This is a genomic window from Capsulimonas corticalis, assembly GCF_003574315.2.
In the GTDB taxonomy this organism is placed as follows: Bacteria; Armatimonadota; Armatimonadia; order Armatimonadales; family Capsulimonadaceae; genus Capsulimonas; species Capsulimonas corticalis.
The window spans coordinates 5,026,241-5,047,028 of the sequence record NZ_AP025739.1; the positions used below are offsets into that span (position 1 = coordinate 5,026,241).

22 protein-coding genes are annotated in these 20,788 nt (G+C 60.9%); 17 read left to right on the top strand and 5 right to left on the bottom strand.

The features are described 5' to 3' along the window. Positions 1–24 precede the first annotated feature (24 nt). From tyrS to D5261_RS21465, 3 genes are all read left to right on the top strand, one after another. On the top strand, positions 25–1,251 hold the full coding sequence (gene tyrS, locus D5261_RS21455; RefSeq protein WP_119322117.1) for a tyrosine--tRNA ligase: 1,227 nt from the start codon (positions 25–27) through the stop codon (positions 1,249–1,251). Positions 1,252–1,410: 159 nt separating this feature from the next. Then, positions 1,411–1,914 carry a sigma-70 family RNA polymerase sigma factor gene (locus D5261_RS21460; protein WP_435792418.1) on the top strand — a complete coding sequence of 168 codons (504 nt, stop codon included), beginning with the start codon at positions 1,411–1,413 and terminating at the stop codon, positions 1,912–1,914. Beyond that, entirely contained in the window at positions 1,907–2,191 is a 285-nt protein-coding gene (locus tag D5261_RS21465; RefSeq protein ID WP_165864286.1) for a zf-HC2 domain-containing protein, read from the top strand. The genes D5261_RS21460 and D5261_RS21465 overlap by 8 nt, the downstream gene beginning before the upstream one ends. Before the next feature lie 114 nt (positions 2,192–2,305). On the opposite strand, the gene D5261_RS21470 is transcribed toward D5261_RS21465, so the two are convergent. From D5261_RS21470 to D5261_RS21480, 3 genes are all read right to left on the bottom strand, one after another. Beyond that, entirely contained in the window at positions 2,306–2,836 is a 531-nt protein-coding gene (locus D5261_RS21470; RefSeq protein WP_119322114.1) for a single-stranded DNA-binding protein, read from the bottom strand. Positions 2,837–2,902: 66 nt separating this feature from the next. Next, a complete protein-coding gene (rpsF, locus tag D5261_RS21475; protein WP_119322113.1) occupies positions 2,903–3,421 on the bottom strand; it encodes a 30S ribosomal protein S6 in 519 nt (172 codons plus the stop codon). 170 nt (positions 3,422–3,591) lie between these two features. Further along, positions 3,592–5,097, bottom strand: coding sequence for a carboxypeptidase M32 (locus tag D5261_RS21480; protein ID WP_119322112.1), 1,506 nt, complete (start codon positions 5,095–5,097; stop codon positions 3,592–3,594). A 302-nt stretch (positions 5,098–5,399) separates the two neighbouring features. Between D5261_RS21480 and D5261_RS21485 the strand changes: the two genes are divergently transcribed. The 7 genes from D5261_RS21485 to mutT all read left to right on the top strand — a co-directional run bounded on the left by D5261_RS21485 (position 5,400) and on the right by mutT (position 12,692). After that, a complete protein-coding gene (locus D5261_RS21485) occupies positions 5,400–7,058 on the top strand; it encodes a porin (RefSeq protein ID WP_218025627.1) in 1,659 nt (552 codons plus the stop codon). An 89-nt stretch (positions 7,059–7,147) separates the two neighbouring features. Then, positions 7,148–8,146, top strand: a complete 999-nt coding sequence (pstS, locus tag D5261_RS21490) for a phosphate ABC transporter substrate-binding protein PstS (RefSeq protein WP_119322110.1) — start codon at positions 7,148–7,150, stop codon at positions 8,144–8,146. A 102-nt stretch (positions 8,147–8,248) separates the two neighbouring features. Further along, positions 8,249–9,274, top strand: a complete 1,026-nt coding sequence (gene pstC, locus D5261_RS21495; protein ID WP_119322109.1) for a phosphate ABC transporter permease subunit PstC — start codon at positions 8,249–8,251, stop codon at positions 9,272–9,274. Continuing rightward, positions 9,264–10,184: a phosphate ABC transporter permease PstA gene (gene pstA / locus D5261_RS21500; RefSeq protein WP_218025626.1), complete on the top strand. Its 921-nt coding sequence runs from the start codon at positions 9,264–9,266 to the stop codon at positions 10,182–10,184. The genes pstC and pstA overlap by 11 nt, the downstream gene beginning before the upstream one ends. 2 nt (positions 10,185–10,186) lie before the next feature. Continuing rightward, the gene (gene pstB / locus D5261_RS21505) at positions 10,187–11,035 is read left to right on the top strand and encodes a phosphate ABC transporter ATP-binding protein PstB (protein WP_119322107.1); all 849 of its coding nucleotides are present in this window, start codon (positions 10,187–10,189) and stop codon (positions 11,033–11,035) included. A gap of 101 nt (positions 11,036–11,136) precedes the next feature. Next, a complete protein-coding gene (mutY, locus tag D5261_RS21510; RefSeq protein ID WP_165864285.1) occupies positions 11,137–12,270 on the top strand; it encodes an A/G-specific adenine glycosylase in 1,134 nt (377 codons plus the stop codon). Positions 12,271–12,284: 14 nt separating this feature from the next. Next, on the top strand, positions 12,285–12,692 hold the full coding sequence (gene mutT, locus D5261_RS21515; RefSeq protein WP_119322105.1) for an 8-oxo-dGTP diphosphatase MutT: 408 nt from the start codon (positions 12,285–12,287) through the stop codon (positions 12,690–12,692). Between the two features lie 62 nt (positions 12,693–12,754). On the opposite strand, the gene ftcD is transcribed toward mutT, so the two are convergent. Together ftcD and D5261_RS21525 are read right to left on the bottom strand one after the other, a co-directional pair. Beyond that, entirely contained in the window at positions 12,755–13,624 is an 870-nt protein-coding gene (ftcD, locus tag D5261_RS21520) for a glutamate formimidoyltransferase (RefSeq protein WP_119322104.1), read from the bottom strand. Further along, on the bottom strand, positions 13,621–14,598 hold the full coding sequence (locus tag D5261_RS21525; RefSeq protein ID WP_119322103.1) for an aldo/keto reductase: 978 nt from the start codon (positions 14,596–14,598) through the stop codon (positions 13,621–13,623). Before D5261_RS21525 ends, ftcD begins: the two co-directional genes overlap by 4 nt. Before the next feature lie 111 nt (positions 14,599–14,709). Here D5261_RS21525 and D5261_RS21530 point away from each other — a divergent pair, with 111 nt between their 5' ends. From D5261_RS21530 to D5261_RS21560, 7 genes are all read left to right on the top strand, one after another. Further along, positions 14,710–15,192: a CHAD domain-containing protein gene (locus tag D5261_RS21530; protein ID WP_119322102.1), complete on the top strand. Its 483-nt coding sequence runs from the start codon at positions 14,710–14,712 to the stop codon at positions 15,190–15,192. Beyond that, on the top strand, positions 15,185–15,703 hold the full coding sequence (locus tag D5261_RS21535) for a CHAD domain-containing protein (protein ID WP_165864284.1): 519 nt from the start codon (positions 15,185–15,187) through the stop codon (positions 15,701–15,703). Before D5261_RS21530 ends, D5261_RS21535 begins: the two co-directional genes overlap by 8 nt. Next, complete coding sequence (locus D5261_RS21540; RefSeq protein WP_165864283.1) at positions 15,693–16,535, top strand: helix-hairpin-helix domain-containing protein; 843 nt, start codon at positions 15,693–15,695, stop codon at positions 16,533–16,535. Before D5261_RS21535 ends, D5261_RS21540 begins: the two co-directional genes overlap by 11 nt. 13 nt (positions 16,536–16,548) lie before the next feature. Then, the gene (locus tag D5261_RS21545) at positions 16,549–17,187 is read left to right on the top strand and encodes a metallophosphoesterase family protein (protein ID WP_165864282.1); all 639 of its coding nucleotides are present in this window, start codon (positions 16,549–16,551) and stop codon (positions 17,185–17,187) included. Then, the gene (locus tag D5261_RS21550; protein WP_119322098.1) at positions 17,184–18,110 is read left to right on the top strand and encodes a Ppx/GppA phosphatase family protein; all 927 of its coding nucleotides are present in this window, start codon (positions 17,184–17,186) and stop codon (positions 18,108–18,110) included. Before D5261_RS21545 ends, D5261_RS21550 begins: the two co-directional genes overlap by 4 nt. 81 nt (positions 18,111–18,191) lie before the next feature. Continuing rightward, positions 18,192–19,112 carry a SigB/SigF/SigG family RNA polymerase sigma factor gene (locus tag D5261_RS21555; RefSeq protein WP_119322097.1) on the top strand — a complete coding sequence of 307 codons (921 nt, stop codon included), beginning with the start codon at positions 18,192–18,194 and terminating at the stop codon, positions 19,110–19,112. Positions 19,113–19,215: 103 nt separating this feature from the next. Then, entirely contained in the window at positions 19,216–20,784 is a 1,569-nt protein-coding gene (locus D5261_RS21560; RefSeq protein WP_119322096.1) for an N-acyl-D-amino-acid deacylase family protein, read from the top strand. Positions 20,785–20,788 lie beyond the last annotated feature (4 nt).

Sequence of the window (20,788 nt, forward strand, 5' to 3'; positions counted from 1 at the left end):
CGCGCATGTGCTAGACTGACTGTCATGACGCTTGATATTGACCAGCAGATCGAACGGATCTCACGCGGCGCCACCGAGGTTCTCCCGCTTGCCGAGCTGAAGGCGAAACTGAAACGCTCTATTGCCGAAAGTCGCCCCCTGCAAGTCAAGCTGGGACTGGACCCGACAGCGCCGGACATACACATCGGAAACGCGGTCGTTCTCCGTAAGCTGCGCCAGTTTCAGGATTTGGGACACGAAGTGACGGTGATCATTGGAGATTTCACCGCGACGATCGGCGACCCCACCGGAAAGTCCGAAACCCGCAAGCAGCTCACCCAGGAAGAAGTCGCCGCGAACGCCAAGACCTACGCCGATCAGTATCACAAGATACTCGATCCCGCGAAGACGCGCGTCGTCTTCAACAGCGAGTGGCTGGGCAAGCTTGGCTTGTACGACATCGTCACGCTGCTCGCGAAAACCACCGTGGCGCGGATTTTGGAGCGCGACGATTTCGACAAACGATTTCGATCGGGCCTGCCGATCCATACGCACGAAATGCTGTATCCGATCTGCCAGGGCTACGACTCGGTATACTTGAAGAGCGATATCGAAATCGGCGGCACCGAACAGCGCTTCAATATTATGATGGGACGCGATCTTCAGCGCGAGCATGGGATCGAGCCGCAGATCGCCCTCTTTATGCCGCTGCTGGTCGGCCTGGACGGCGTGGACAAGATGTCCAAGTCCAAGGGCAACGCCATCGGCATCGACGAGCCGCCTCTGGAAATGTTTGGCAAAATCATGTCCATCACCGATGAGATGATGCCGACATATTACGAGCTGTGCACCGATGTCCCGATGGACGAGGTCAAAGTGCTGACGGACGCTGAGGCGACGCATCCCAATCTCGCCAAAAGACGGCTGGGCCGCGAAATCATCGCGCTCTACCATGGCGCCGAAGCCGCTCAGATCGCCGAAGACGAATGGGTGAGAATTCATGTTCGCGACGGCGTTCCCGACGACGCGCCGGAGGTCATCCTCAGCGCGGATAAGCTGGATGAGAACGGCGCGATACGGATCGCGGCGCTCGTGACGCTGTCGGGGCTTGTCCCTTCTTCGGGCGAGGCCAAACGCGTGGTGCAGCAGGGTGGGGTGAGCGTCTCCGGGACGAAGTATTCGGATCCGGGAGAATTGGTCGCCGTGCAAACCGGCCAGGTATTGAAGGTGGGAAAAAACCGCTTTGCGCGCTTGACGGTCGCCGCCGGTTAGCTCCGGGAGGGCCGGGCGACGCAGGAATGGATGACGGTTATGTCCGATGTGACAACACAGGCGACTCTGGATAATGATGCAGCGCCCATTGCGTCGACCGATGCGGATCTCTTCGAACAGGAGATGAATCCGCATCTGGACGCGCTGTATCGCAACGCGATGCGTCTGACGGGGAACGCCAACGACGCCGAGGATTTGCTTCAGGATACTTATCTGCGCGCGTTTCGCTTTTTTCACCAGTATCAGCTGGGAACTAATGCAAAAGCGTGGTTGTTCCGTATCATGAACACGGTATTTTTAAACGAGTACCGTAAAAAAGCCCGGCAGGGAGAGACGATCTCCTACGACGGATTGGAAGATTTCTATCTTTACAATCGCCTGACGGATGACCTGGCCTCCGGGGATCGCCCGGAGATCGAGAATCCCCAAAAGGCGGTGTTAGAGAAGCTTGACATTGAGGTCATACAGCGCGCGATCGATGCGCTGCCCATTGAGTTCCGCGAGACGGTTGCGCTCGCCACATTGGAAGAGATGTCGTATCAAGAGATTGCGGATGCGCTGGACATCCCTGTAGGCACGGTGCGGTCACGCTTGTCGCGTGGACGCAAGCTGCTGCAGAAGGCCCTTTGGGCGTACCTCAACGGAGAAGAAACCCGTGGATGAGCAAGTGAAAAAGACCGGCGCGTGCGTCGGGATCGATTATTATTCGTGTGAAGAAGCGATCAAGCGTCTTAACGAGTATCTGGACCACCAACTGACCGAAGAAGAGCGGGTTGTGGTGCTGAAGCATCTGGAGATCTGTAAGCCCTGCTTTAGCCGGTTCAGTTTCGAGCAGAACCTGATCGTCTCGGTGCGCGCGAAGCTCACCAAGATCTGCGCGCCGCAGCCGCTGCGCGAAAAGCTGCGGGGACTGCTGCGTTCGGAAGATCGATTGATCTGAATCGATCTTCCGAGGCGAGCGTCTCCAAGCAAAAGAGAATACGGTAAAAAAAGAACCCCATCGCCGAAGCGATGGGGTTTTTGTTTGTCTGAACAACATCCGTTGTCCGCGAAGTTAATTGTCCGCGAAAGGATCGTCGAACTCGTCTTCCTCCGCCGGCGGCTGATAGCGCGACGCGGGGGCGGCGCTGGGCGCGGCGGCGGCGGGACGCCGGGCCGGGGGCGCGGCGGCGGGCTGCGGCCGCGGCGCGGCGTAAGAGTCCGGAGCGCCTTCGTCGGCGTAACGCGGACCAGTGCTCTCCGCGCCTTCCTTCGGCCGATCTAAAGACTTGAGGTTGTCCACGACGACCTCGGTGTCGCGTCGCTTCTGGCCGTCCTGGGTGACGTATTCACGCACCTGGAGTCGTCCTTCGACGGCGACAAGCCGGCCTTTTCCCAAATAATTCGCCGCGTACTCCGCGGATTGCCGCCAAGCGACAATGGAAATAAAGTCGGCCTGCTTTTCCTGACCGTTCTGCCTGGCTTCCGACGACATCGGCCGGTTCACGGCCAGTCGAAACTGGGTGACGGCGATGCCGCTGGGCGTATACTTCAGCTCTGGATCGCTGGCCAGCCGGCCGATCAATATGACGCGATTCAAGTCCATCTCTCGTAGCTCCTTTGTCGGTTCACATTACACAGGGTCAAACACTCGTACAGGGCGATCGAGGAATTAAGCCGCGGCAGCGGTTTCTTCCGTGGTCTCAGCAGCCGGGGCGGCCTCGGCGACTTCAGCGACCGGAGCGGCTTCGGCGACGGGAGCGGCTTCAGCGACCGGAGCAGCAGGGGCGACGGGCGCGGGAGCGGCGACCGGCGCGGGAGCGCTGGCGGCGGACTCGCCACGCGGCTGGCGGGCGGCGCCAGGCTCGTCGATTTCTTCGGGCTTGATGATCATGTAGCGAATCTGATCGTCGCTGATCTGGAAGGTGCGGCGCAGTTCCTTCTCAGCATCGGCTTCGCTGGTGAAGTTCATGACGACATAGCGGCCGTCGCTATGAGTGCGCCGGTCGGCGCCCTTAATCTGGTAGGCGAGCTTGCGGTTTTCCCACACGTCGATGTTCTCGACGGTTCCGCCGGCGGTCTCGACGACTTGCTTGTACTTGCCGGTGATGGCGGCGATCTGGTCGTCGCTGCTGCCGGAATCAAGAATGTAAATGGCTTCGTATTTTCGCTTAACGGCGATGGATGGCATGGTTATGCCCCCTCTCTTTGGACTTGTATTTTGGTCCCACCCGTTCGCCACGGGGTAGGGCAGAGAGGAACAGAACCGAAACGGCTCAGTTCAACAATCCCGCTATTATAGCACGCTGGGCATGAAATTACAAGGAGAACTTCAATGTGCCTGCCGCGCTCACGCGTCTTTTACAGTCCGTAGATATCCCCGTACTTCGCGCTCAGATACTGCAAATACGGAGCCGTGTCGAGGGCCTTGCCGGTGATTCGCTGGAGCAGCTCGGTCGCGGTGTACTTACGTCCCCACTGGTGGATGTTCTCGCGCAGCCAGCCGAGCAAAGGGGCGAACTCACCGCGCTCGATCTGGCCGCTCAGGTCGCCAAGGTCCGATTGTGCCTGCGTGAAGAGCTGCGCCGAGATGATATTGCCAAGCGAATAGGTCGGGAAGTAGCCAAGGCTGCCCATGGACCAGTGGACATCCTGCAAAATCCCCTGCGCGTCGTCGGGCGGAGTGAGCCCGAAATACTCCTGCATCTTCGCGTTCCAGGCCGCCGGCGCATCCTTGACGGACAATCGCCCCTCCAACAGATCGGTCTCCATCTCGAAGCGGAGCAGGATGTGCAGATTGTAAGTGACTTCATCGGCCTCGACCCGGATCAGCGACGGCTCGACCTTATTCACGGCGCGGTAAAAGCGCTCGGCGTCCACATCGCTCAGCGACTCCGGGAATGTACTCTGGAGGCTGGAGTAGAAGTGCTTCCAAAACGGGCGGCTGCGGCCGACGAGGTTTTCCCAGAGGCGCGACTGGCTTTCGTGGACGCCGAGCGAGGTTCCGCCGCCCAGCGTATTGCCGTCGTAGCGCCGCGCGACGCCTTGCTCGTATAGGGCGTGTCCCGTCTCATGAATCGTGCCGAAGAGGGCCATCGGAAGAAAATTCTTGTCGAACCGGGTGGTAATGCGGACGTCGCCACTGGTGAAAGAGGAGCAGAACGGATGCACCGCGCGGTCCTGACGGCCGCGTTCGAAGTCGAATCCAAGCTCTTTGATGACGGCTTCGCCAAACGCTTCCTGCTTCGCCTCGTCGAAATCGCGTTTCAGGATCGAATCGTCCACGGCGTCCGGGCCGCGCTCGACAATGGCTTTGACCAGCGCGACCGATGTCGGCTTGATCGCGTCGAACATCGCGCGCACATCGGCGGCCTTCATGCCGGGTTCGTATTGATCGAGCAGCGCATCGTAACGCTCGCCGGAATGGCCGAGGTGATCGGCGACTTGCCGCACCAGATCGACGATGTTTTCCAGGCACGGCGCAAACTTGGAGTAATTGCTGGCGGCGCGCGCTTCCGCCCACGCCTCATGCGCCAGCGTCGTGACCTTCGCGATCTCCGCCACAAGCTCCGTCGGGAGCTTGGAAGCGTGATCGAAATCGCGGCGGGCAACGCGCACGAACGCCGCGTCATCTGAGTCCGGGTCCAGCCCATCGGCGGCTTTTTCCGCCGCCGCGAGCAGGGTCTCGGTCTTCGACGAGACCGATAGCTCATGCGTGATCTTCGAAAGAACTTCCAGCTGCGCCGCCCGATTCGCCGCGCCGCCCGCCGGCATGTGCGTCTGCTGATCCCACTCCAAAATACCCGCCGTCGAAGCCAGCGCGCTCACTTCGCCGAGGCGCTTCCTCAGATCCTCAAATTCCGACATACATATTATCCTTCCCCGACAATACGGTGATCCCAGACAGATACATTATACTATAACGCCCCTCTCCCCGGAAACCTGCCCGGCCTTCGACTTTTCTCTCCGTCTGTCCGGCAATCGTAAGCCTGGGTACTATTTAACAATTCTTCGTGAAATCTCTCTCAAAAACGGGTGTTCTTAATATTCTCTTAACATTCGCACAGTAAACTCGTGGCTGTTATGATGTCGATCCGCGACGCGCATGCCCGCTGATTTTTCAAGCCGGCATGGCGATACGACGGATCATCGAGATCGAGGAGGATTTTGTGAAAAACTGGAACACCGCTATTGCGCTCGGCGCGCTGGCCGTGGGAGCTGTTGTCGCCGCTCCCGCCGCGCAGGCGCAGGGAACCTCGTTCCCGGATGTCCCGCAGAACCACTGGGCTTACACGTCGGTGCAGAGCCTTGCGGATAAAGGCCTTGTCAAGGGATATCCCAATGGGCAGTTCCTGGGCAACCGCGCGCTGACCCGCTATGAGTTCGCGACCGTTGTCGATCGTCTCCTTCAGACTATTGCCGATATGAAGAGCGGCGCCACGCCGACAAACGCCGTCACGCAGGACGATCTGAACAAGATCCAGGTCCTCGTGGACAGCTTCAAGACCGAATTGACCGCGATCCAGGCCGACGTGACCAAGGCGCAAGCCGACATCGCCGAACTTCGCGGCAATGTCGAGGACCTTCGCCAGGACGTTCTGGACACCAAGGACCTCGCGAACAAAGCGCAGGACACCGCGAATAATTCGTACGGCGTCGGCGCGAAGCGCAAATTCCAGATCAGCGGCTACATCCAGGCGCGTTACTTCGATGCGACCGGCAGCGATAACCAGGATCCCAAGAGCGTCAATCACCTCACCTATCCGCACGGCAAGGTTCCCGGCAACAGCCCTTACAACGGCACCTACGCTTCAGGGTCTAACGGGGCCTCCTTCATCGTTCGCCGCTCGCGCCTCAAGTTCACTGGCCAGCTGACGCAGAATACCCGCTACGCCATTCAGCTCGACGCATCGGGCTTCGCCAGTCCCACGAGCACCCCGAACAGCAGCAACGCATCGAGCAACGCCGCGGTCAGCGTCCGTGAGGGCAATGCGACCTATGCGTTCGGCAATGGCGATCCCGCCAAGAACCTGAGCATCACCGCCGGTATGTTCGCCAACCCGTTTGGTTACATTCTGCCGCTCTCGTCCGCCTCGACGATCCAGGCCGAACGGCCGCTTGCCTTCAACGAAGGCGGGCAGGGCTTGTTCGCCAACCAGGACTACGATCGCGGCGTACAGGTCGCGGGCGTCGCCGGTCCGGTCAAGTACACGGTCGCATTGGTCAACGGCACCGGTCTTGCCAGCAACGACACCGACCGACAGGTCGACCAGATCTATCGCCTCGCCTATCAGACGGGCGACAAGAAGCTGGGCGTTGGCGCTTCCTTCTACAACGGACACGTTGCGGATTACTCCAATACTGGAGCGGCCTACACCTCGCGCAAAAAGCAGCTGACCGGCGCGGACGTTCAGTACAACCCGACAGCGAATATCTTCCTGAACGGCGAATACGTCGAAGGTAAGTTCGAGCAGCGGACCGCCTATGCTGGTCTCAACCAAGGCGCGCTTGCGTTGGCAACGACCTACGCACCCGGCAATAAGATCGAAGGCTACTACGCGCTGGGCGGCTACAGCTTCAGCCCTGCCGGTACACATACACTGACCCTGGCCGCGAGCTACGATGAGTTCAACCGCGCTAAGAGCGGCGCCGGCAGCAACAGCTCGTACACGGACAAGAACTTCGGCTATGGCGCGCTTTACAACTTGGACAAGTCCACCCGCCTGCGCTTGTGGTACACCAAGCCCAATAAAGTCGCCCACGCTCCCGGCGCCGTTGATCCGGAGAAGGTTGGCCTGTTCGTAAGCGAACTTCAGGTCAAGTTCTAACATCGCAATCGCAATCAGATAAGGCGATCACAGGGATGGCCGCGGATCGCGGCCATCCACAGCCTTCGAATTTTAGGAGTCCTCTTTCCATGTTCTTCAATAAGCTGAACAAAATCGCGGCGACGGCGCTGGCTCTCACGAGCCTGCTGGCCGCCGGCGCGCACGCCCAGAGCCTTACCGGCGCGGGCGCGACGTTCCCCGCTCCGCTGTACCAGAAGTGGTTCCAACAGTACAAGGCGAAAACCGGCGCTGAGATCAACTATCAGGCCATCGGCTCCGGCGGCGGCATCAAAGCCATCACCGCTCGCTCCGTCGACTTCGGCGCGTCCGACGCTCCGATGTCCGACGCCGAGCTCGCCAAGGCGCCCGGCGTCATCCACATCCCGACCGTTGCGGGCGCCGTCGTCGTCGCTTACAACGTTCCCGGCGTGGGCCCCGGCATTAAGCTGACCCAGGACGTGATCGCCGACATCTTCCTTGGCAAGATCACCAAGTGGGACGATGGCCGCATCGCCAAGCTGAACCCTGGAACGAAGTTCCCGAGCACCGGCATCGCGCCGTTCCACCGCTCCGACGGCTCCGGAACCACGAACATCTTCACCACGTTCCTGTCGGAAGTCAGCGGCGATTGGAAAGACCAGGTCGGCGCCGGCAAGTCGGTCAAGTGGGTCAAGGGACTCGGCGGCAAGGGTAACCCGGGCGTCGCCGCTCTGATCAAGCAGACCGAAGGCGGCATCGGCTACATCGAGCTGGCCTACGCCGTCACGAACGTCATCCCGTACGCGGCTGTCCGCAACGCCAAGGGCAACTTCATCTACCCGAGCGTCGCTTCGACCACCGCGGCCGCCGACGGATCCACGCTGCCTGCGGACTTCCGCAAGGTCATCACCAACACCAAGGCTGCGCAGGGCTATCCGATCACCGGCTTCACCTTCCTGCTGGTCTACCGCGACTCCAAGCCGGAACTGAAGAAGTTCCTGCAGTGGGCGCTGACCGACGGACAGAGCCAGGCGGACGACCTGCTGTACGCCAAGCTGCCCGATAGCGTTCAGAAGCGCGCTTTGGCCGCTGTCGCGTCGCTCAAGTAGTCTTTCATGGTCCGCAAGCGCAGCACTTTCGCGCTTGCGGACTTTTTGGCGCATCAAGCGCCTCCCCAATCGGGTGGGAAACGACCCGAAACTACGGTGGATATGACAACAACACCAATCAACTCACCTTCCGCGGCTTCTTCATCGCCTAAGAAACTCGTGTTTCCCAAGGCGTCGTTTTCCATTCGCTACGGCGACCGAATTTACGCCGCCATTACCTTCTTGGCGTCCCTCAGCATCTTTGGCATCATTGTCTGGCTCGCCGTCCAGCTGTCCAGCGCGAGCTCGGAATCGATCCACAAATTCGGATGGGGCTATATCACCAAATCGACGTGGGATGAAACGACCGATGTCTATGGGATCCTCCCTTATATCTTCGGCACCCTTTATTCCTCGTTCCTGGCCCTGCTGATCGCCGTGCCGATCAGTATCGGCTCCGCGGTTTTCCTCTCGGAACTTGCGCCGAAATGGCTGCGCACTCCGATGACTTTTTTGATCGAGCTCCTCGCCGCCATTCCCAGTGTCGTGTATGGTCTCTGGGGAATTTTTGTGATGCTGCCGTGGCTCAAAGACCACGTCATGCACCCAATCGCGAACTCCCGAATTCCGCATATCCCGATCCTCGGAGGACTCTTCTCCGGTGAGGCGATCGGTCCGAGCATGATGGCCGCCGGAATCATTCTGGCGATCATGGTCATTCCGTTTATCACCGCAGTGACGCGCGATATTCTGAAGGCGATCCCGAAGGCGCAGCGCGAAGGCTCATACGGCCTGGGAGCGACCCAGTGGGAGACGATCAGCCGTGTCGTGATTCCGTTCGCAAAGTCCGGTATCGTCGGCGCCGTGATGCTTGGCCTCGGCCGGGCGCTCGGCGAGACGATGGCGGTCACGATGCTGATCGGCAACCAGCCGCCCAGCACGCCGAACGGCATCTCGTTCTCGCTGTTCCAGCCCGGATATACGATGTCCAGCGCATTGGCGAACAAGTTCAATGAGGCCGGACCTGGTCTGAACACCTCCGCGCTGGTGGAGATCGGCCTTGTGCTGTTCTTCGTCACGATCGTCGTCAACATGGCGGCGCGCCTCCTGGTGTTCTACACGGCAAAGGATGTGGCTGGTGGTAAATAACTCGACAGCAGTCAAGCCCCATCGCAGCAACGTCACCCAGCGCAAGATCGCGAACCGCATCATGCTGACCCTCTGCATGCTGGCGTCTCTCGCGGCCGTCACGGTGCTGGGACTGGTGCTGTTTTTCCTGGTCTCGAAGGGTTTCTCTTCGATCAACCTCAACTTCTTCACCAAGCTGCCCAACCACGTGGACGAAAAAGCCGGCGGCATGTCGCAGTCCATTTATGGTACACTGGTGCTGTTAGGACTGGCGTCGCTGATCGGTCTGCCCCTGGGCATTCTCGGCGGCATCTACCAGCTGGAGGCGAAGGGCAAGTTCGCGATGATCGTCCGCTTCTTTACGGACGTTCTGAATGGAATTCCCTCGATCGTTATCGGCATCTTCGTCTATGCGATCTGGGTCTATCCAGAAGCGCAGCGGCATCCTGGAACGGGGTACTCGGCTTACGCCGGAGGCTTCGCGCTGGGAATCATGATGATCCCGACGATCATGCGCACCACGGAAGAGATTTTGCGGCTGGTGCCGTTCTCGATGCGTGAGGCGTCTTTGGGCCTGGGAGCCACTCGATGGCGCACAATGTGGAGCGTCGTCCTTCCGACCGCGCGAGGAGGCGTCATTACCGGCATCATGCTGGCGCTCGCGCGAATCGCGGGTGAAACGGCGCCGCTGCTCTTTACCGTATTAGGGAATGAGTTCTTCGTCACGCACAAGGTCTTTGGGATCAAGGTTCCCACGCTCACCGCGCCGATCGACGCGCTGCCCCTGCGCATCTACAACTATGCAACGGCGGTCGATCCCGACCAGCAGCGTATGGCGTGGGCAGGCGCCGTGGTGTTGATCACGCTGATCCTCGTTCTGAGCATCGCCGCGCGAACGGCGACACGCGGCAAGGTTCTGGAAGAAAAATAACCATGACAAACATCGTATCCAACGAAAAGCAGACGCCGCCGGCGCTTTCCAGGCCCGTCGTCAAGCCTCCGACGCCCGACGCCAACCGCGTTGCGTCAAAGTCCAAGATCGTCGCTAAGGACGTCGACTTCTACTACGGCGACTTCCACGCGCTGAAGAAGATCAACATCGTCGTCCCGGAGCATCAAGTCACGGCGTTAATCGGACCGTCGGGCTGCGGCAAATCGACCTTCCTGCGGACCTTGAACCGCATGAACGATTTGATCGACGGCACGCGCCTCACAGGCTCCATCACGCTGGACGGGCAGGATATCTACGACCGCACTCGCGATGTCGTCGGACTGCGCAAAACGGTCGGCATGGTCTTCCAAAAGCCTAATCCGTTCCCGATGTCCATCTACGATAATATCTGCTACGGCCCGCGCATCCATGGGATCCGCAACCGCAAGATGCTCGACGAGACCGTCGAGCGCACCCTGCGCGGCGCGGCCCTGTGGGAAGAAGTGAAGGACAAGCTGCACAAGTCGGCGTTCGCCCTTTCCGGCGGCCAGCAGCAGCGCCTTTGTATCGCCCGCGTTCTCGCCGTCGAACCCGACGTCATCCTGATGGATGAGCCCTGCTCGGCGCTGGACCCGAACAGCACCTTCCGCATCGAGCAGTTGATGGAAGATCTGCGCGGCCATTATACGATCGTCATCGTCACGCACAACATGCAGCAAGCGGCGCGCGTCTCTCAGCAGACGGGCTTCTTCCTGCGCGGCGAGCTGCGCGAGTTCGACGATACAAGCACCATCTTCACCAACCCTTCGGACGAAGAAACCGAGGCTTACGTCTCGGGCCGGTTCGGTTGATATCCGGTCAAAATATCGAGTCATCCCGGACCGTGCAGGGCCTTCCGCCCCGCACGGTCTTTTTTCGTGTGAACGTCTAGAATATGGGATATAATCAATGTATGGCAGCAGTATCTTTCGCCGGTTCGATCCCCTTGGAACCTTCCAAAAAGACAGTGCTCGGTGAGCGCCTTCTCCACTGGTACGGATTTCATAAGCGTGATTTGCCTTGGCGGCGATCGGAAGCCGGTTCTTACGGTGTCTGGATCTCCGAGATTATGCTCCAGCAGACGACCGTGGCCGCCGTCATCCCGTTCTATGAGCGCTGGATGACGCGGTTTCCGACCTTGAGCGCGCTCGCGGAGGCGCCGGTCGACGACGTCCTGCGGCTGTGGGCGGGCCTGGGCTACTATGCGCGCGCCCGCAACCTGCACCGAACGGCGCAGATCGTCACGGAGCGCCATGGCGGCGCGCTGCCGTCCGATCCAAAGGAGATCCTGGCGCTGCCGGGAATCGGGCGCTATACGGCGGGGGCGATCCTATCGATTGCTCACAACCAATCGGAGCCGATCCTCGATACGAACGTGATCCGAGTTTTGGCGCGCGTGTATACGGTGACAGGAGATCCTAAAAAGTCCGCGCACACACAGTCCGTACTGTGGGATCTGGCGCGTGAGGTGATTCCCGACGGGCGCGCCTCGGACTTCAATCAAGCGATGATGGAGCTGGGAGCGCTGGTGTGTACGCCCGCCGCGCCGAGGTGCGAGGGATGCCCGCTGAACGCGATCTGTCAGGCGTACCTGGAAGGCGATCCGGCGCGCTATCCCGAGCTCGATAAAACGCGCAAATGGAAGGACGATGAAGACGTCTCTATCGCCGTGCAGAACGAGCGCGGACACTTTCTGGTAGTGCAGCGCCCGGCGGACGATCCGCTGTGGGGAGGTCTCTGGGAGCTGCCGCGCGCGCGCCGCCGCCCGGAGGAGACGCTGGAGCAGTGCGCCGCCCGCGCCGCCTTCGAGGCGGCGGAATTGACCGTTCCCTCTGTGGAGCAGTTCGGCAATTTGAAACACGTGGTCGGAAACCGGCGGATTACGCTGCATGGGTATCGCGCGCAGGTCGCGCGCGGCGCGCAACTTTCCCAGAACGGCGCGTGGAAGAAGCTGGAAGATTTTTCGGGGATCGCGATGGCGACCCCTCAGGTGCGACTGGTTACGAAGCTGAAACTGTCGCTGGTTCAGGGCAGTCTGGAGTTCTGAGAGGTAAGATTACGATGAATATCGCTATCGCCATTATTAAACATCCAAAAGACGACCGTATTTTGATCGCGCAGCGCAAGGCCGACGTTCATCTCGCCAATTTCTGGGAGTTTCCCGGCGGCAAATGCCATCCCGGAGAAACGCTCCGACAAGCCGTAAGGCGGGAGACGCGAGAAGAGGTCGGGCTGGAAATCGACATCCTTGAGGAGTGGAACTCGATCACTCACGACTATCCGGGCCGCACCGTCACGCTCTTTCCATTTCTCTGTCGCGCGCTCTCGGATGACGCGCGGCCGCTCGGCAACGGCAAGGTCGCCTGGGTGACCGTCGCCGAACTGCCGAACTACGAGTTCCCCGAGGCCAACGCGCCTCTGATCCGGCGGCTCCTGCGCTCCACCGTGCTCACCGCAGCCGCCGTCTAAGCCTCAACGTGGCTTCGCGCCAAACAAGACGCCCCCGGCCCCCACAAGGAGCCGGGGGCGTCTTACGTCGGCCAGTTCTCCCATAGGACCTGGCCGGGCTTTATTCTCGTTGCTGCGATCGCATCACGGATGAGACCGTACGCGGAAAAGCCCGGCAGCGCGCCAATCACTTCACTCTCCACGGCTTTTGTTCCCAGTTCTTCGGCTCGCCTGGCAATATAAGAAAATAGGGCGTAGAGGGAGACGGACTCCGGGTGAACGACGTTGATCGACACCTGGCTCAATCCGCGCGACTCCAGCGCGAGCCCCAGGGCGCGCACGCCCACAAAGCCCGCCGCGCCATCCGCGCGCAGCTCACGCGCGATGGTCTTCGCCGCTCGGATGTCTGGAGTGCTGAGATTGACGTTATAGGCGATCAATGGCCCGCGCGCGCCGACGACGACCGCGCCGGCCGTGGGGTGGGGCGATGACGGCCCGTAATCGGGCGTGATCTCGGAGAATGCGCCGCGCCGCACGTCCGGCAGCGCCCGGCGCCCGGTCGATGCGAACTCATACAGGAAGACCGGAAGCTGGAGATCTTCGGCGATCTCCGCCCCCAGCTGAGTGGCGAGACGGGCGCATTCCTCCATGGTGATATTTTTGATTGGAACGAACGGCAGCACGTCGATCGCGCCAAGCCTGGGGTGGACGCCGTGGTGCTCGGTCAGCGAAATATGCCGAACGGCGGCGCCGGCCGCCGCCTTCGCGGCGGCGGCGACCGGCGCGGGCGGGCCGACGAACGTGACGACCATCCGATTATGGTCCGTGTCGCTGCTCCAGTCCACAAGGCGCACGCCGGGCGTCGCCGAGACCGCGCCGACAATCGCCTGAACAACTTCCGGACGGCGGCCTTCGCTGAAGTTTGGGACGCACTGGATGATCGGCTCACTCATCGGCCGGCCCTCCGCTCCAGCGCGTCCTGCGCCGCGATCCGGTACTCCCAAATCTCATCCTCCAATAAGCCTTTCCAACCGTCGTCCGTCCCGTCAATCGCCTCGCCAATACTCTGGAACAAGCTCTCCAGCCCGTTGGGCAGCTGCGTGATCTTGGGGGCGGCGACGTTTTCCGCAACCTGTGCGGCGTCCTGCATCGAGACTAAAATGGTGTCGAACAATTCGCTGGCGCTGAGCCATTTCAGATGCGCCTGCGCCACGGAAAGACCGTAGAAGTTCTTGGTCATATTTCGATAACGCCAGATATTGGGGAAACGCGTGAAGGGAATATCGCCGCGCCAGGAGAACGTTTGGGTGGCTATGACATCAATCCCCAGATCTCGGCAGAGCGGGATCAGCGCGGCTGCGGCGCGCCGATCGACATAGTTGCAGCGCACGATGACGAAATCGGGGGCGAACGCTTTGCCGCGAATGGCGTCGGCCAGCGCGTCGTAATCGCCATAGCAGGTGGCGCCGATCGATGTGATGCTTTGCGCCTGCCGCGCCTCCTGCATCGCCCGCACAGCGCCGTCGAGCGCTTCGCCGTGGTGGACTTCGCGTCGAAAATCGTAAAGGGAGAAGAGGTCCAGCGTCTGTCTGCCCAGCATCTCGTGTTTGCGCGTGATGGCCCTTAGGATCGCTTCGGCGGCGCCCTCCGCGGTGTCCGGGCAGCGCGCGAGCGCATCGCCGTCGGTCGTGCTGAGAAGGTAGGGAGGCGTGTTTTCCAAAGGGGCAAGCGCGGCGGCCAGCGAGATCGCTTCGCGCTCGTGGGCCGCATGGAACAGCGTTATCCCGGCGCCCAGGGCGTCGGAGACGGCGCGGGAGGAAAGTTCGGCGTTCTCGATCTCCGTCGCTGGGTTTGATTGCAGGCGTCGTTCGGAAAAACTGATGGAGGCGGGAAGAATATTGGTCAGCTGCTGGATTCGGCTCGTCATGTTGCCTATTGGTTCCACGAAACGGCCTTTAACTCCTGCCGCCGAGGAATCTGCTTGACAAACCCATCGGAAATCATACAAGATAGTGATCACACGCCTGGAGAAAAACGATTGAAATCACCCTACAATATCACAGCGGACGCGTCGTTCACGCAGTCGGCTGTCACGGCGCTCAAAACGCAGTTTGACGAGGTGATGAAGAATTTGCCGGGAACGCGCGCCGGCGATGACATCGAGGCGCTGCACGATATGCGCGTGGCGACCCGCCGTCTGCGAGCCGCGATGTCGATCTTCGGGCCGGTCTTCCCGGAGAAGCAATTTCGTCCGCTGGAAAAAGAGGTCGCCCGGATCACCGACGCCCTCGGCGGCGTGCGCGACGCCGACGTGCAGATCGATTTCATGCAGAAGATGAGTGACAGCGTTCCTGAAGCGGAGAAAGTCGGCTTGCAGGCGTTTATGGAGCATTTGAACGCGCAGCGGGATCGCGATCGCGTGATCATGATCAAAGAACTCAATCGTCTCGAAAAGAGCAAGTTCTCCCGGGACTTCGAAGCGATGCTCGATCAATTGCAGGAGGATGCGGACCATGGCTAAAGCTCTGCCGATTTACGCGGTCAACGCGAGCGGCGCACTGGCCGAGAACGCGCCGCTGATCGTCCACACGCGTCTGGAGGAAGTCTATCGATTTGCGCGCTACGCGCACGATGTCGAGCGCGTGGAGGAACTGCACAACATGCGGATCGCCGCCAAGCGTCTGCGCTACACCATGGAAATCTTCGCCCCCTGTTTCCCCGACGCCGAGTTTACTAAGATCTACAATCAAGTCAAATCGGTCCAGGAGCGGATCGGCGACATTCACGACTCGGATGTTCGTATTCCGCTATTGACTGCTTTCCGTGACGAGGCCGCGAAGGATCGTCCGGAATACAAGATCGGGCTCGACAATCTGATTGCCGTGGAAACGGCGAAGCGCGAAGCCAACTATTTGGATTTCGTCCGTTACTGGGAGAAGCTGCAAAAACAGGGCTTCAAGCGGCAGTTTTTGCAGCTGCTGGTCCCGACGGGCGGGAATGAACGAAAGGAAGACGCAGAAATTGCCAACTAACAACACGCCGGCGCGACGCGTCAAAAAGACGGCGGATCAGGCCGCCATGGACCAGGAGATCGTCAAAGCAGTCGTCGAGGACGCCATCATGGGGATCGCCGCGGATGTCGCGGCTATCACTTCCTCGGACGCGGCTGCCGGATCGGAGCTTTTGATCGCCGAAACGCCGGAAGAAGAGGCGATCTTCGATATCGCCCGCGTGCCGTATCTTGGCCCATCCCGTCTCACCGCGCTGGCGGCGGCGGGAATCACAACGATTGACGATCTGCACAACGCTCCCGTCGAGACCATTGCGGCCATCAAAGGCGTCGGACTCAAACAAGCGGCGTATATCAAGAACTGGGTCGGCGAGCAGCTGGGCGCCGCGAGCGCCGCCGAAACGGTCTCGCTCGTCGTGGAAATCACGGACGACCTGCCGCCCGCGCCTCCCGTCTTGGATTCTCTGCCGCCGAGCGCGCCGGAAGATCTCCATGCCAACGACTCGACGCCGTTCGATCTTGTGACCTCCACCGCCAACGAGACCGCCCAGGACGATATGGAGGCGATCGACGCGCTCATCAACCGCTTGAAAGAAAGCGTGCCGAAGAAGCTGCGTGAGAAGTCCCTGAAGCGACAGATCGATAAGATCGTCGCGGTAATTTCGGCGGTCCCGGAAGAGCGCGATCATTTGAGCACGTATGGCAAAAAGAAGACCGCGCGGACTTTGGACCAGATCGTCAAGTTCCTTTCGTCCGCGGTCAAAGAAGAATTGCCGTCGAAAAAGAAACAAACCGAGTTCAGCGAAGAGCTCAAAGAGCTGCGCAAGCGGCTGGAAAAAGCGCTGGACGATTAAGGCGGCAAGAACGTTGCGGATCGGTGTACTGAGCGATATCCATGGCGACCTCGCCGCGCTGTCGCGTGTGTGGGCGCAACTGGCGCGTGAGGGGCTGACAACGGGAATTGTGCTGAACGCCGGCGACAATGTCGGATACGGCAAGTCGCCGGAAAAGTGCGTGCAATTTCTCCGGGATCATCCCAATATCGTCAATGTGCGCGGGAATTACGACAAGCACGTCGCCCTCTTCCCCGAGCGGCGTGAGAAGTATCAAAAGAAGTGGGGGCGCTTGCGGCCCGACAAGTACGCGACGCTTCGCGACAGCAGCGCGGCGATCTCGGATCCGTCACGGGCATGGCTCGCCGCGCTTCCGGACTTCGAGATCGTCGACGCCGGCGTCGCCCAGATCTTCCTGACGCACTATTCGCCGGGTTCCAAAGAAGGGCTGGGGGATTGGACGCCGGAGTCGCGGCTGGCGGAACTGGCGCGCAATACGGAGGCGCGGATCGTGGTCTCCGGCCACACGCACTCCGCGTTCGCGGGGTATGGCGGCGGCACGCTGTTTCTCAATCCCGGGACCGTCGGCCGCAACTGGAACAAACGCGCCGAGTACGCGATTTTGACGCTGGACGACAACTTGAGCACGCGGGTGGAGCTAAAAAGCATATGAGCACACGAATCGCAGCAATCGATGTCGGCACGAACTCCACGAAAGCAACCCTCGCCGACGCCGATCAGGGCAAAATCACCATCGTTCGTGAAGACTCGGAAGTGACGCGCCTTGGCGAGGGCGTGGACGCCTCCAAAACGCTGAAGCAAATCGCCATGGACCGCACGCTCGCCGCCATTCAGCGCTTCGCCGACGCCGCGCGCGCCGATGGCGCGACGCGTATTGTTGCGGCCGGCACAAGCGCCATGCGGGATGCGTCCAATGGCCCCGAGTTTATCGACCGCATTCATCGCGATGCCGGGGTCTCGATTGAGATCATTACTGGCGATCGTGAGGCGGAGCTTGCTTATGCGGCGATCCGGTCCGACGACAGCCTGGGGCTTGCCGCGGACCTGGCTCTTCTTGTCTTTGATATCGGCGGCGGCAGCAGTGAATTCATTGTGGGCGAGGGGAACTCAGTACGCGCCCATCGTAGTTTGAATATTGGAGCCGTCCGGCTGACGGAGCGTTTTTTGCACGGCGATCCCCCCACTGCCTCCGAGCTGGAGGAAGCGGCGAGCTATACGCGGGAGATGCTGGAGCAGTTCGAGCTTGCGCCGCACCCGAAGGCGATCGCCGGCATCGGCGGCACGGCGATCAACGTCGCCGCCGTCGCGGCGCATGCGGCGGGCGCGGGCGACGCCGAGATTCACGGCCGTTCCGTCACGCTGGCGGATGTCAATGATGTGCTGGGTCTCTTCATAAGCCGTACTACCGAGGAGCGCAAACGCGTTCCAGGACTGGAAAGCGCGCGCGCCGATGTGATTATTGGCGGTGTTTTGATCCTCCAGCATTTGCTGCAGCGAGCGGGCGTTGACCGTTTTGTGGTGAGCAAGCGCGGCCTGCGCTACGGATTGATTGCGGAAGCCGCGCGCGAGCGGTGACTGAGGAGGATTTTTGACGAGCGGCGCCTAAATGATAGGCTGGTGTTTCTGTGTAAACACCTATAAGGGATAGTTTTTTTGATGCAAGACCAAGATAGGGTTGATGTGACGAACGATACGCATTTGACCGATCGTCCTGCCGATACGAATACCGACGACGCTCCGCGCGCTGCGGATCGGGTTCCCCCGCGAATGGGGGAGATGACGCTGCAGACGCTATCGTTCCGTTACGCCCAGACACGAGACGAGGCGGCGCGCGAGACGCTGATCATGCATCACCAGAAGCTGGTGCATTATGTCGCCTCGCGTTTCATCGGCAGCGGCGAGACGCTCGAAGATTTGGTGCAGGTCGGCAATATCGGCCTGATCAATGCGCTGGACCGGTTCGACCCCTCCAAAGACGTCAAGTTTTCCACCTACGCCATGCCGACTATCGTCGGCGAAATCAAACGCCACTTCCGGGATAAGACCTGGCAGGTCAAAGTGCCGCGCTGGCTCCAGGAGCTCTCGCTGAACGTGCGCAAGGCGCAGCAGCATCTCGTCGTGCGCCTGGGCCGCCCGCCCACGGTCAGCGAGATCGCCCAGGAAGTCGGCGCGACCGAGGACCGAACGCTGGAGGCGCTGGAGATCTGCCAGGTCGCGAGCACCATCTCGCTGGACACCCGCCTGGACGCCCACGCCGGCGGCGACAGCGCGACCCTGATGGACATCGTCGGCCGCTGGGACGGCGGCCTCAGCGATATCGACACCTACTCCGACCTCCGCCACGCCCTGGAGTGCTTAGATCCGCGCGAACGCCAGGTTATCGAACTGCGCTTCTTCGAAGACCTTTCCCAGGTCAAGATCGCGCGCGAGCTGAACATCTCCCAAATGCACGTCTCGCGCCTCCAGCAGCGCGCCCTGGAGCGCCTGCGCTACATCCTGGCCGACGAAACCAAGCGTCCCAGCCGCCTGCGCCGCAAAGCCGCCGCCCGTTCGGAGCAGCCTCCGCTGCTGAATTAGGCGACGATCTTTGTGAACGTCGCAATCTTTCGCCGGCCATTCTTGATTTTTGAAGACAATCTTTGGTCGCGCCAATCTTCATAATCTTAACGAAAGCAGAAGAATGACTGACTATATCCTTTCCGGCGGGATGGTCTACGATGGCTGGGGCGGCCCTCCGCGCCGCGCCGATATCGCGGTAACCGGCGACGTCATTACCGCCATCGGCGATCTTTCCCAGGAAACCGCAGGCCGGATCTTTTCCGTCGAAGGACTTGCGGTTTCCCCGGGCTTCATCGATATCCACACCCACTCGGATTTCACGGTTCTCGATAATCCCGGCATGGGCAGCAGTCTGGCGCAGGGCGTTACGACGGAGCTGACCGGCAACTGCGGCATCAGCATTGGTCTGGCGACCAGCGATCCCGTGTTCGCGCAGGAGAAGAAGTGGACGGAGCGCGGCGGCAATCCCGTGCAGTGGGAGCGGCTGAGCGAGTTCCTGGGCCATGTGGAGGCTGCCGCGCCCGCCGTCAATTTTGGATCGCTCGCCGGACATGGCACGATCCGAAAAGCCGTGATGGGGTTTGGCGAGAATGCGCCCGACGCGCAGGAATTGCTGCGGATGTCGGCGATGCTGGACGACGCCTTTGAGGACGGCGCATTCGGCCTTTCCAGCGGTCTGGAGTATATCCCTGGCTCGCACGCCGGGCATGACGAGCTGACGGCCCTCGCGCGCCGCGCGGCCGCCGCCGGCGCCTTTTATTCCACCCACATGCGCAATGAAGGCGACTTCCTGGTGGAAAGCGTGCAGGAGGCGATCGCCGTCGCCGAAGCCGCGAACGCGCCATTGCAGATCTCGCATCACAAGGCCGAGGGCCACGCCAACTGGGGCAAGATCGCGCAAACCCTCGCGCTGATCGAACAGTCTCGGGAGGCGGGGTTCGACGTCATGGCGGATATGTACCCCTACAGCGCCTTCATGACCGGCCTCTCCGTGATCTTATTGCCCGAATGGGCCCGTCACGGCTCCAACACGGACCTTGCCGCGCGTCTGATCGAACCCCTCACAAGGTCACGCATTCTCGATGAGATCCACGCGAAAGATTGGGATTGGTCAGCGATCCAGATCGGCACCGCGCGTCACCACCGCGAGGCGCAGGGCTTGACGCTCGCGACCCTCGGCTTCCGCGCCGGCCTCTCCCCGGCGGAAGCGGCAATCGATCTGCTCGCCGCCGAAGACGGCTGGGTCTCCGCCGCCCACTTCGCCATGTCCGAGGACGATATCGCCGCCGTCATGACCGACTCCCTCACCATGATCGGCTCCGACGGCGTCGCGCAGGATCCGCACGGCCCGCAATCCGGCGACAAGACTCATCCCCGATCCTTCGGAACCTTCCCGCGCGTTCTCGGCCACTACGTCCGCGAACTCGGCGTCATCACCCTTTCGGAAGCCATTCAAAAAATGACCACCCTGCCGGCCAAACGAATGAAGCTGACGGATCGCGGCGCTCTGGAAGTGGGACGCAAGGCGGACATTACCGTCTTCAATCCCGAAACCGTCGCCGACCGGGCGACATTCGACGAGCCGAATCAGTATCCGACGGGAATTGAGCTGGTATTCGTGAATGGGCGGCTGTCCGTGGAGGGTGGGGTTCCGACGGGAGTAAGGGCGGGGGCGGTGTTGCGGCGTTAAGGCC

Excerpts from the sequence above, each read along its gene's own strand:
- mutT (WP_119322105.1), top strand. The coding sequence starts at position 12,285 with ATGAATATCGCTATCGCCATTATTAAACATCCAAAAGACGACCGTATT.
- pstS (WP_119322110.1), top strand. The coding sequence starts at position 7,148 with ATGTTCTTCAATAAGCTGAACAAAATCGCGGCGACGGCGCTGGCTCTC.
- D5261_RS21525 (WP_119322103.1), bottom strand. The coding sequence starts at position 14,598 with ATGACGAGCCGAATCCAGCAGCTGACCAATATTCTTCCCGCCTCCATC.
- D5261_RS21550 (WP_119322098.1), top strand. The coding sequence starts at position 17,184 with ATGAGCACACGAATCGCAGCAATCGATGTCGGCACGAACTCCACGAAA.
- pstB (WP_119322107.1), top strand. The coding sequence starts at position 10,187 with ATGACAAACATCGTATCCAACGAAAAGCAGACGCCGCCGGCGCTTTCC.
- pstC (WP_119322109.1), top strand. The coding sequence starts at position 8,249 with ATGACAACAACACCAATCAACTCACCTTCCGCGGCTTCTTCATCGCCT.
- D5261_RS21460 (WP_435792418.1), top strand. The coding sequence starts at position 1,411 with ATGCGTCTGACGGGGAACGCCAACGACGCCGAGGATTTGCTTCAGGAT.
- D5261_RS21535 (WP_165864284.1), top strand. The coding sequence starts at position 15,185 with ATGGCTAAAGCTCTGCCGATTTACGCGGTCAACGCGAGCGGCGCACTG.
- tyrS (WP_119322117.1), top strand. The coding sequence starts at position 25 with ATGACGCTTGATATTGACCAGCAGATCGAACGGATCTCACGCGGCGCC.
- ftcD (WP_119322104.1), bottom strand. The coding sequence starts at position 13,624 with ATGAGTGAGCCGATCATCCAGTGCGTCCCAAACTTCAGCGAAGGCCGC.
- rpsF (WP_119322113.1), bottom strand. The coding sequence starts at position 3,421 with ATGCCATCCATCGCCGTTAAGCGAAAATACGAAGCCATTTACATTCTT.
- D5261_RS21480 (WP_119322112.1), bottom strand. The coding sequence starts at position 5,097 with ATGTCGGAATTTGAGGATCTGAGGAAGCGCCTCGGCGAAGTGAGCGCG.
- D5261_RS21555 (WP_119322097.1), top strand. The coding sequence starts at position 18,192 with ATGCAAGACCAAGATAGGGTTGATGTGACGAACGATACGCATTTGACC.
- D5261_RS21560 (WP_119322096.1), top strand. The coding sequence starts at position 19,216 with ATGACTGACTATATCCTTTCCGGCGGGATGGTCTACGATGGCTGGGGC.
- mutY (WP_165864285.1), top strand. The coding sequence starts at position 11,137 with ATGGCAGCAGTATCTTTCGCCGGTTCGATCCCCTTGGAACCTTCCAAA.
- D5261_RS21470 (WP_119322114.1), bottom strand. The coding sequence starts at position 2,836 with ATGGACTTGAATCGCGTCATATTGATCGGCCGGCTGGCCAGCGATCCA.